The following is a 10,901-nucleotide window of genomic DNA, read 5'->3' as shown; positions in this document are numbered from 1 at the left end:
GGTGCAAGCACCTCTTGGTTCGCTCGACTTGCATGTATTAGGCACGCCGCCAGCGTTCGTCCTGAGCCAGGATCAAACTCTCCAAGAAAGTTGATATAGCTCATTTGTTACGTTGGCTTAGCTTTTATAAAAAGCTAAAAAATTGTTTGTTGACGTTCTTGTTTGTTTAGTTTTCAAAGAGCAATTATTTGTTTCGCCAAAAGCGACTTTATCATCTTACCAAGTTATCAACTAGATGTCAATAACTTTTTTCAACTTCTTTATAAGAAGTTTGTTTGTTTCGCAACAACAGATATTAATATACCATCATTGTTGAACCTGTGCAATAGCTTTTCCACGATATTTATCTTATATATTAAAATAATAATTTTCAAACTTCTTATCCTTATAAAACAACAAAGCACCAGTCCCCTGGTGCTTTGTGAGCTAATTCATTTTAGCGGTGTCGCATTAACGGGAATAATAATACATCACGAATAGATGGAGAATTTGTTAATAACATAACAATACGGTCAATTCCGATTCCTAAACCGCCAGTAGGTGGCATTCCGTATTCTAAAGCCTCTACAAAGTCCTCGTCCATTTCATGCGCTTCATCATTACCCTGCTCACGCTCTTTTAATTGCGCTTCAAAACGTTCTCTTTGATCAATTGGGTCATTTAACTCAGTAAATGCATTTGCATGCTCACGAGCAACGATAAATAACTCGAACCGATCAGTAAATCTTGAATCTTCTTCGTTCTTTTTAGCAAGTGGTGAGATTTCAACTGGATGACCATAAATGAAAGTAGGCTGGATTAACTTCTCTTCAACCCTTTGCTCAAAGAATTCGTTAACAATATGACCATATAGCATATGTTCTGTAATTTCTACTCCATGTTCCTTAGCAAGTTCTCGAGCTTCTTCTACACTCATTTGTTTCCAGAAGTCTACACCTGTAAATTCTTTTATCGCATCAACCATGTGTAATCTTTTCCACTCTGGTTCAAGGTTCACTTCATACTCCCCGTATTGGACAGTAGTTGTTCCCAATACTTCTTTAGCAATATGGGCAATTAGATTTTCAGTCAAACTCATAATGTCCTGGTAATCGGCATATGCCTCATATAGCTCAATCATCGTAAATTCTGGATTGTGACGAGTAGAAACACCTTCGTTACGGAAGACACGGCCAATTTCGTATACTTTTTCAAGTCCTCCAACGATCAGACGCTTGAGGTGTAGTTCAATGGCAATCCGCATATAAAGTTCCATATCAAGTGCATTATGGTGAGTAATAAACGGCCTTGCTGACGCACCACCTGCAATAGAGTGCATCATTGGTGTTTCCACCTCTAAGTAACCATGGCTATCTAGATAACGACGCATCGATTGAATAATCTTGCTTCGTGTAATAAACGTAGATCTACTATCCTGGCTCATAATGAGGTCAAGGTAACGTTGACGGTAACGCTGTTCTACATCCTTAAGCCCGTGGAATTTATCCGGAAGGGGACGAAGAGCCTTTGTCAAAAACTCAAACTCTTGAACCTTTACAGATAGTTCACCGACCTTTGTTTTAAATAAAGTACCCTTTACACCAATGATATCTCCCAAATCAGAGGAATCAAATACTTCATAAGCTTCCGCACCAATCGCATCAACTCGAACATATACTTGAATCTGTCCTGTGAGATCTTGAATATTAGCAAATCCAGCTTTCCCCTTACCACGTTTCGTCATGATCCTGCCTGCAAGAGTAACAGAAACATCCTTCGCTTCAAGGTCTTCTTTTTCTAATTCTGCATATTGCTCTACTAATTCTTTAATAGTATGAGAACGGTCATAACGCTTCCCAAAAGGATCTAGCCCTCTTTCACGCATAGCGTTCATTTTATCACGTCTGACCTGCAGCTGGTCATTTAATTCTTCTTGACTCATACCCAATCAACTCCAATTACTTTCTTTTTATGTAAACCTCTGGTACATGCTATACACATTCACTTTTCTACATACTTTATTATTTTACACAAACTTGCTAATTCAGACATCAAAAAAACCATTATAAATAAAAACTGCCAGTACTTCACTGGCAGTCATGCGTTTAAACAAGGTTATTATAGAAAAAGAGTAGTATTATGTCAACTTTAGCCAACTATTACTCGGCTTTCCTTTTCTTCTATCTCAGCGACCATATCATATAACAAGGTAACCACCTGATTACGGGTATTACATTCATTTATCGCATTTCTTACTTTTGCATTGCCTTTTACACCTTTTAAATACCAAGCTGCATGTTTACGCATTTCTCTTACCGCTATATGCTCATTTTTCAAAGCAATTAGACGGTCTAAGTGTAAAATACATACATCCATTTTTTCACGAACGGAAGGCTCCCCCATTAGTTTACCTGTTTCTAGGAATTGAACCGTACGATAAATCATCCATGGATTTCCTAAAGCTGCTCTCCCAATCATAACCCCATCACAACCAGTTTCATCAAGCATTCTTTTTGCATCCTGCGGGGATTGGACATCACCATTCCCAATGAGCGGGATATTGATGGATTGCTTTACCTCTTTGATGATATCCCAGTTCGCTTGACCTTCATACATCTGAACGCGCGTACGCCCATGAAGAGCAACCGCCTGACCGCCCGCTCTTTCTACAGCCTGTGCATTCTTGACAGCAAAAATATGGTCCTCATCCCAGCCCATACGCATTTTAACCGTTACTGGTTTTTCAACAACTTCAACGACAGCTGAAACCATTTCATAAATTTTATCCGGGTCTAACAGCCACTTTGCCCCTGCATCACACTTTGTAATTTTCGGAACAGGACAGCCCATATTGATATCAATAATATCTGCATTTGTATTTTTATCTACAAATTGTGCGGCTTCCACAAGTGTTTTCCGTTCACCGCCGAAGATTTGCAAGCTTAGTGGTTTTTCTCGTTCATCAATGTAAAGCATATTCATCGTTTTTTCATTCTTCAAAACGATTCCCTTATCACTAACCATTTCCGCACAAACTAAACCAGCACCAAACTCTTTTACCGTTAGACGGAAGGCAGAATTACAGACACCAGCCATCGGTGCTAAAACGACTTGATTTTTTAATTCAATATTCCCGATTTTTAACAAGCACTATTACCTCCCATTCTATTCATTAGGTGATAATTCCTCTATTGTAATATTTAAGGTTTGACCAATTTTCTTTAGTAACTCACCTGTAGGCAGGCGGTTGCCTCTTTCGATTTCTCCAATAATTGATACTGATATACTAAGTTCCTTCGCGAAGCTTTCCTGTGTGTAACCCTTTAGCTTCCGATAGGCTCGAATACGTCTTCCCCATTTTTCCGCTTCCATACTCGGACTCCTTCTTTGTTAGGTAATTCTTTGATCAATGCTTCAAGTGGTTTCTCTGTATTTGGAATAATGATGCTAGGTTTAATCTCCGATAAAGGAATCATGACAAAATTCCGCTCTAGCATCCGTGGATGTGGAATTATTAGTTTCTCTGTTTCAATATTTTCTTGGTTATAGAGAAGAATGTCAAGGTCAATTGTTCTTGGCCCCCATACAACTTCCCTTTTCCTTCCAAGTTCTAATTCAAGTTTCAAGCATACATCTAGTAACTCATGGGCACGGAGTGAGGTCGTTACCTCCATCACCATATTTAAAAATAAATCTTGATCTTCGTAACCTACAGGATCCGTCTCATAGATTGAGGAGATATTTACCATATTAATTTCAGGATGAACTGTGAGTTGCTCAATTGCTTTCGTCAAATAATCATACCTGTTTCCGATGTTAGATCCAAGGGCAATAAATGCTGTATTTCCCATTTTTATCTTCTCCTTGTAATTTCAACTGCAACAGAACGATAATGTCCAGGTATCGGCGGATCAGGTTTAATAACCTTTACAGTTGCTTCAGAAACAAGAGGGAATTGCTTCAAAAGTGTTTGTGCAATTCTTTCCGCTACGGCTTCAACAAGCTTATACGGTTTCCCCTCCACTATTTCTTTACACACCTGAAATAATTCGCCATAGTTCACCGAATACTCTAGCTCATCACTTTCACCAGCTTTTTTCAAATCTACTAACACCATTAAATCTACAATAAAGCGCTGGCCAAGTTTTGTTTCCTCAGGAAAGACACCATGATACCCGTAGAATTCCATTTGGTTTACAAATATTTTATCCAAAGCTGACACCCTTCCCCATTAGAACGTCCATCATTTTTGCCATTCTGCTCATTTCCTTAACATCATGTATACGGATAATCTGACATCCCTTTTGAATTCCATAACAAACTGTTGCCCCAGTCCCTTCCATCCTTTCCTTTACGGGAAGATCAAGCGCTTGTCCAATCATTGATTTTTTTGATGTTCCTAAAAGGACAGGGTAGCCGAGGGCTGTAAGTGTATCTAGGTTTTGCATCATTAAAATGTTCTCATTAAAGTCTTTAGCAAACCCGATGCCTGGGTCTAGTATAATCTGATCATCTCGTACCCCTGCTTTTTTTACGATGGTAATACTCTCGTACAGATCATTTAACACGTCTCTTATGAATAAGGAATAGTCTCGATCATTTCGATTATGCATAAGGATAATGGGGACATTGTATTTTGCAGCGACTGCCGGCATTCCTTCATCTGCCTTTGCACCCCAAATATCATTAATAATATGGGCCCCTGCTTCAATTGCACTTTGAGCAACTTTTGCTTTATATGTATCAATCGAGATAGGCACACCCACATGTTTAGTTATGGCTTCTATGACTGGAACTACACGCTCAATTTCTTCCTCCTCAGAAATAACAGTATATCCTGGGCGGGTAGATTCACCGCCGATATCAATGATATCCGCTCCATTTTCAACCATTTCTTTGGCACGCTCAACCGCTTGTTCTATATTATTGTATTTTCCCCCATCCGAGAATGAATCAGGAGTTGCATTTAGAATCCCCATAATATAGGTTTTTTTACCGAAGTCTAACTGATATGGCCCGCATTTAATACTGTAATCCCCAGATGTATGCACCATCAATACCTCCACTAGTTTTTTTACTTCTTACATCATACAAGAAAAATGTTTTTTAAAGCAAAAAAAAGAGGTTTAGCTCTTCGCTAAAACCTCTCTTATGTTATGAATTAGTCCTCATATTGGTAAAGAGGTGTACTTAAATAACGTTCTCCATTATCAGGTATAATCGCTAGTACTTTTTTACCTTTTCCTAATTCTTTTGCTACTTTTAATGCTGCAGAGATAGCTGCACCCGAAGAAATCCCTCCAAGAATTCCTTCCTCTCTAGCTGCACGGCGTGATGCTTCAAATGCTTCATCTGCAGTAATTTGAATAACTTCATCATAGATATCTGTATTTAGAGTAGCTGGAATAAAACCTGCTCCAAGCCCTTGAAGCTTATGTGGACCCGGTTTTCCTCCTGACAATACAGGTGAATCTGTTGGTTCAACCGCATAAATTTTAACATTTGGAATTTGTTCTTTTAAAACACTTCCAGCTCCTGAAATAGTACCGCCAGTACCGATACCTGAAACAAAAGCGTCTAGGTCTGGCATTTGCTCAACAATTTCCTTACCGGTTGTTCTTCTATGAACTTCAGGATTTGCTTCATTTTCAAATTGCTGAGGCACAAAGTATCCATGCTCAGCAGCAAGTGCGTTCGCTTTTGCAATTGCACCTTTCATTCCTTCAGGTCCAGGCGTAAGAACTAACTCTGCACCATAAGCACGAAGCAGGTTTCTTCTTTCTAAACTCATCGTTTCAGGCATAACAAAAACTGCCTTGTATCCTTTTGCTGCTGCAATCATAGCCAGACCGATACCTGTGTTTCCACTTGTAGGTTCAATAATTGTATCGACCCCAGGCTTAATTAAGCCCTTTTCCTCAGCAGCTTCAATCATCGCTAAACCAATCCGATCTTTTACACTGCTTCCAGGGTTGAAATACTCAAGCTTTAAAAAAACCTCTGCACTGTTTTCATCTACTAATCTGTTTAACTTAACAATAGGAGTTTGACCAACTAAATCTGCAATTGAATTTGCTACACGTACCATTAGAGCACCTCTTTCTTTAATCCGAGTATTTTTATTGGTATTATAGTAAATTTATCAGTTTCCTACTAGTTTTGTCAATACTTTTGCTGTGTAAAAACCCCAAAGATATAAATGAAAACACAGAAAAATATTTCTGTGCTTTTCTTAGTTTGCTCATCTTTTCCCGTAAAACCATTCCACCTTTGTTTCTTCCCAAAAGGTTGTGGTTGAGGCTGAAGTTTTCATTTGTTCAAGCGCAATTTCTCTGCGTATTTGCTGCTTAACATCCTTATAAGAATACTGCCTACCCTTCATTTCCCCTTCAAGCTTTACAATGGCATAGCCTTGTTCCACTTTAATCGGCTCACTCCAGGCACCTTTTTTCAACTTTTTCGCTGCATGAAGGTATTCAGAAGGATACCTTTCCTCGCCATCCATAATATAGCCGATGTCTCCGCCTTCATTAGCAGAGAATTCTTCAATGGACCTTTCCATTGCTAGCGCAGAAAAACTCGATCCTTGAGACAGTTCCTTGATAGCCTTCTCAGCTTCATCACTTGACTTCACAATAATATGTGATAAATGATAGGCGTTCGGAATGGTAAAAAGCTCCTTATTTTGTTCAAAATAATCCTTCATTTCCTTTTCAGAAACCTTTACATCTCTCGTTAGGATTTCTTCCTGAAGAAGACTATTACGAATTTGCTCTTTCCACTTTTTCTCCGTGGTCTTTTTGTTTTCACTTGGCGAACTGTATGTAGTTTGAAGGATTCTATATTCGCGTTCTACATCATCCTCTGAGACCTTAATTTTATACTTGGCTGCCATTTCATTAATTACTTTTTGATCAATCATGTCTCTAAGTACATCTTTTCCATATCGAGACTCTAATTCATTAAGCCACTCTTGCCTTGTAATTTCACCTTTCCCCACGGTTGCAACGACCTCGTCATTAATTGTTTCTTTCCCTTTTGTGAGGAAAAAGACAATCGTTAGACAATTCAATAAAATAAGCGCCGCAATAACGGTCCATAGCTTCTTTCGTCTCAAAACCTCCTCCCCCTGCGCTCTTTATTTTGCCTCACTCTTTAGTTCTTCAAGTTCTTCTTTCGTGAAGAGATATTTTTCATTACAAAAGTGGCAATGAGCCTCTGCCTGTCCATCTTCAACTATCATATCCTCAATTTCACCTTTACCTAGTCCGACAATCGCATCTGCAAATCGATTCTTTGAACAAACGCACTGAAATTGAACAGGCATTGTTTCAAGTACATTTACCTGATCTTTTCCAAACAACTCCTCCAAAATTTCTTCTGGAGTAAGTCCTTGTTTTACTAATGTTGAAATCGGAGGAATCGTTTTTAAGCGCTCTTCAACCATTGTAATGGTTTCATCCTTTATTCCCGGCATTAATTGAAAGATAAATCCGCCTGCTGCTAGGATGGTATCATCCGGATTTACCAAGACACCTACTCCAACTGAGGAAGGCACCTGTTCCGAAGTAGCAAAGTAATAGGTAAAGTCCTCTCCTAATTCTCCTGAAACGATGGGCACTAAACCGGAGAAGAAATCACGAAGCCCCGTATCCTTTACAACTGAAAGTGTACCCTCAGTGCCAACCGCACGGCGAACATCTAACTTCCCATGCTCATTCGCTTCAAAGTCCACTTGGGGATTTGAAACATAGCCGCGGACATCCCCTTTTGCATTACTATCGACTAAGATGACACCAATTGGCCCGCCTCCGTCAATTTTGATGGTTAATTTGTCTTCACCCTTCAACATTGCACCCATCATAACTCCGGCTGTTAGGGAGCGCCCTAGGGCAGCTGAGGCTGTCCTCCATGTTTGATGCCGGCGCTGTGCTTCAGAAACCACTTCCGTTGTACGTACCGCATATGCTCTAATTTGACCGTTATAAGCCAAAGCTTTAACTAAGTAATCTGTCATTATGTAACTCCTTTCTAGTTGCTTCCTTTTATGTTATCCATATTTCTCTTGTAGATTAGCTGTAATCCTTTTAAAGTTAAAAATGGATCAACAATATCAATAATCTTGGATTCTTGGGCAATTAACGCGGATAATCCTCCCGTTGCGATGACTGTCGGCTTTTGTTCACTTTGATCCGTCATTCTTCTAACGATTCCCTCAACTTGGCCTACATAACCATAAACAATTCCTGCCTGCATGGCCGCTACTGTATTTTTTCCAATTACACCTTCAGGACGGGAAATATCAATTCTAGGGAGTTTTGCCGCCTTTGAATATAGCGCTTCCGTTGAAATGCCAATCCCTGGTGCAATGGCACCGCCCATATATTGACGCTGTTCATTGATGTAGCAATAGGTTGTTGCCGTTCCAAAGTCAACAATAATCAACGGGCTGCCATATTCATGAATAGCAGCAACGGCATTAACGATGCGGTCAGCCCCTACCTCTCTGGGATTTTCATATTTAATATTAAGTCCCGTTTTGATTCCTGGTCCGACCACTAACGGACTGAGTTGGAAGTATTTTTTACACATTCTTTCCAGAGCAAACATAATTGGCGGGACAACGGAAGAAATGATAATTCCATCTATTTGTGAAAACGAAAGACCAGAAGCATCAAAAAGGGATTTAATAATCATCCCAAATTCATCCTCTGTTCGGTTTCGGTTTGTTTCAACACGCCAATGATACTTAAGTTCTTCCCCGTTATATACACCTAAAACAGTATTGGTATTACCTACATCAAATACGAAAATCAAAAGAATCACTCACTTTTCTGATTTTTCTTATGTCATTCTGCAAACATCATATCATAATTACTTTTATCATGAAAAAAAAGAGTGCTTATTTGTAAGCACTCTTTTTAAAAACATTACTTATCCTCTGTTTCAGATGGCTGGCTGGTTGGATTTTCATCCTTTTTTGTATTGATATTTACCTTTACGTCATCTGATTTTTTCATATCAACTTGAACACTTTCTAGTTCAGCTGCAGATTCTGGCATACGGCCATTTTTAATTAAATATTCGATTTGTTCTGCATTGAGTGTTTCGACTTCAAGAAGAGTCTTAGCAATCAGGTCAAGTTTATCACGATTCTCTGTAAGAATCGTTTTCGCTCTTTCATAACATTCTTTAAGAATGCGTTGAATTTCAAGGTCAATTTCAAAGGCGATGGCATCGGAATAGTTTTGCTCATTATGAATGTCACGACCTAAGAATACCTGACCGCCGGAGGCCTGACCGAATTGTCCTACTCCAAGCTTATCACTCATACCAAATTCAGTAACCATTTTACGAGCAATTCCTGTCGCACGTTGGAAGTCATTATGAGCTCCAGTACTTACCTCACCAAAGACAATCTCTTCTGCCACACGTCCACCCAATAAACCAACAATTTTATCAAGTAATTCTGGCTTTGTCATAAAGTAACGGTCTTCCCTTGGAAGCATAACAGCGTATCCGCCTGCTTGACCGCGAGGAACGATTGTAACCTTATGAACCATATCTGCCTCATTAAGGATTAAACCAATTACTGTATGCCCGCCTTCATGGAAAGCAACAATATTGCGTTCTTTCTTAGAGATAACACGAGTCTTCTTAGCAGGACCCGCAATGACCCTGTCCGTTGCTTCATCAATATCTTCCATGTCGACCTTTTTCTTATTCTGACGAGCGGCAACTAAGGCTGCTTCATTTAATAAGTTTTCTAAGTCTGCACCCGAAAAACCTGGTGTACGCATAGCGATATTTTTTAAGTTAACTGATTCATCTAATGGTTTGTTCTTTGCATGTACTTTAAGGACTGCTTCACGGCCATTTACATCTGGGCGATCAACAGTAATCTGACGGTCAAAACGTCCTGGACGCAATAACGCAGGGTCAAGGATATCTGGACGGTTTGTAGCAGCAATAATGATAATTCCTTCATTTGCCCCGAATCCATCCATTTCAACTAGTAATTGGTTTAAGGTTTGCTCACGCTCATCGTGACCCCCACCTAAACCAGCACCACGTTGACGGCCGACTGCGTCAATTTCATCGATAAAAATAATACATGGAGCATTTTTCTTTGCATTTTCAAATAAATCACGTACACGGGATGCACCGACCCCAACAAACATTTCAACGAAGTCAGAACCACTAATAGAGAAGAATGGAACACCAGCTTCACCTGCTACTGCACGTGCAAGTAACGTTTTACCTGTACCCGGAGGACCCACAAGGAGTACTCCTTTTGGAATACGGGCACCAAGTTCCGCAAACTTCCTAGGATCCTTAAGGAATTCAACCACTTCGACTAATTCTTGTTTTTCTTCATCTGCTCCAGCGACATCCTTAAATCGAGCCTTCTTCTTGTCATCGTTGTAAAGCTTGGCTTTACTCTTACCAAAGTTCATAACGCGGCTTCCGCCACCTTGAGCTTGATTTAATAAGAAGAAGAATAAGATAAAGATAATCACAAATGGAATAATGGAGGTAAAGAATGTCACCCAGCCGCTTGTTTCCTTTGCAGGCATTACTTCTACCTTAGAACCGGCTGCATCAATACGCTCTAGAATTTTCTCACTGTTTGGTACATACGTTAAGAAGTTCTTACCGCTTTTTATTTCTTTTTCAAACTTCCCCCGAACTTCAAATACCCCACGTTCAGGCTGCATAGAAAATTCGTCTACTTCATTCTTTTCTAAATGTGCTACGAACTCATTGTAAGAAATGTTATCCGTAGGTTCATTGCTTCCATTGAAGAAGCTTACCACGCCAATTATGACTAAAAATATCAATAAATAAAAGATGGTATTACGGAAAATCCGATTCATCTCTTACCTCCTCCCGCGATAAAAACTTTTTTAGATAGTATCATA

At 39.5% G+C, this 10,901-nt stretch carries 11 protein-coding genes and 1 rRNA gene; all 12 read right to left on the bottom strand.

Annotated features, from left to right (window positions below; all coding sequences use genetic code 11):
- A 16S ribosomal RNA gene (locus M3189_RS23465) occupies positions 1 to 88 on the bottom strand; the annotation flags it as partial.
- Positions 89 to 436: 348 nt separating this feature from the next.
- Positions 437 to 1,921: a lysine--tRNA ligase gene (gene lysS / locus M3189_RS23460; protein ID WP_251638621.1), complete on the bottom strand. Its 1,485-nt coding sequence runs from the start codon at positions 1,919 to 1,921 to the stop codon at positions 437 to 439.
- Between the two features lie 206 nt (positions 1,922 to 2,127).
- The gene (gene dusB, locus M3189_RS23455; protein ID WP_251638619.1) at positions 2,128 to 3,126 is read right to left on the bottom strand and encodes a tRNA dihydrouridine synthase DusB; all 999 of its coding nucleotides are present in this window, start codon (positions 3,124 to 3,126) and stop codon (positions 2,128 to 2,130) included.
- An 18-nt stretch (positions 3,127 to 3,144) separates the two neighbouring features.
- The gene (locus M3189_RS23450) at positions 3,145 to 3,351 is read right to left on the bottom strand and encodes a helix-turn-helix domain-containing protein (protein WP_251638617.1); all 207 of its coding nucleotides are present in this window, start codon (positions 3,349 to 3,351) and stop codon (positions 3,145 to 3,147) included.
- Complete coding sequence (gene folK / locus M3189_RS23445; protein ID WP_251638615.1) at positions 3,303 to 3,830, bottom strand: 2-amino-4-hydroxy-6-hydroxymethyldihydropteridine diphosphokinase; 528 nt, start codon at positions 3,828 to 3,830, stop codon at positions 3,303 to 3,305. The genes M3189_RS23450 and folK overlap by 49 nt, the downstream gene beginning before the upstream one ends.
- A 2-nt stretch (positions 3,831 to 3,832) precedes the next feature.
- Positions 3,833 to 4,192, bottom strand: a complete 360-nt coding sequence (folB, locus tag M3189_RS23440; RefSeq protein WP_251638613.1) for a dihydroneopterin aldolase — start codon at positions 4,190 to 4,192, stop codon at positions 3,833 to 3,835.
- On the bottom strand, positions 4,185 to 5,033 hold the full coding sequence (gene folP, locus M3189_RS23435; RefSeq protein WP_251638611.1) for a dihydropteroate synthase: 849 nt from the start codon (positions 5,031 to 5,033) through the stop codon (positions 4,185 to 4,187). The genes folB and folP overlap by 8 nt, the downstream gene beginning before the upstream one ends.
- Before the next feature lie 107 nt (positions 5,034 to 5,140).
- On the bottom strand, positions 5,141 to 6,067 hold the full coding sequence (gene cysK, locus M3189_RS23430; RefSeq protein WP_251638609.1) for a cysteine synthase A: 927 nt from the start codon (positions 6,065 to 6,067) through the stop codon (positions 5,141 to 5,143).
- Between the two features lie 153 nt (positions 6,068 to 6,220).
- Positions 6,221 to 7,096, bottom strand: coding sequence for a peptidyl-prolyl cis-trans isomerase (locus tag M3189_RS23425; protein WP_251638607.1), 876 nt, complete (start codon positions 7,094 to 7,096; stop codon positions 6,221 to 6,223).
- A gap of 21 nt (positions 7,097 to 7,117) precedes the next feature.
- Positions 7,118 to 7,996 (bottom strand): Hsp33 family molecular chaperone HslO, encoded by an 879-nt coding sequence (gene hslO / locus M3189_RS23420; protein ID WP_251638604.1) that lies wholly within the window; start codon positions 7,994 to 7,996, stop codon positions 7,118 to 7,120.
- A 14-nt stretch (positions 7,997 to 8,010) separates the two neighbouring features.
- The gene (locus tag M3189_RS23415) at positions 8,011 to 8,796 is read right to left on the bottom strand and encodes a type III pantothenate kinase (protein WP_251638602.1); all 786 of its coding nucleotides are present in this window, start codon (positions 8,794 to 8,796) and stop codon (positions 8,011 to 8,013) included.
- Positions 8,797 to 8,909: 113 nt separating this feature from the next.
- A complete protein-coding gene (ftsH, locus tag M3189_RS23410) occupies positions 8,910 to 10,856 on the bottom strand; it encodes an ATP-dependent zinc metalloprotease FtsH (protein WP_251638601.1) in 1,947 nt (648 codons plus the stop codon).
- Positions 10,857 to 10,901 lie beyond the last annotated feature (45 nt).

Source organism: Neobacillus niacini (genome assembly GCF_023715415.1).
Taxonomy (GTDB): Bacteria; Bacillota; Bacilli; order Bacillales; family Cytobacillaceae; genus Neobacillus; species Neobacillus niacini_C.
The sequence above is the reverse complement of the archived record's forward strand: the minus strand, read 5'-3'. Positions and strand labels throughout refer to the sequence as shown.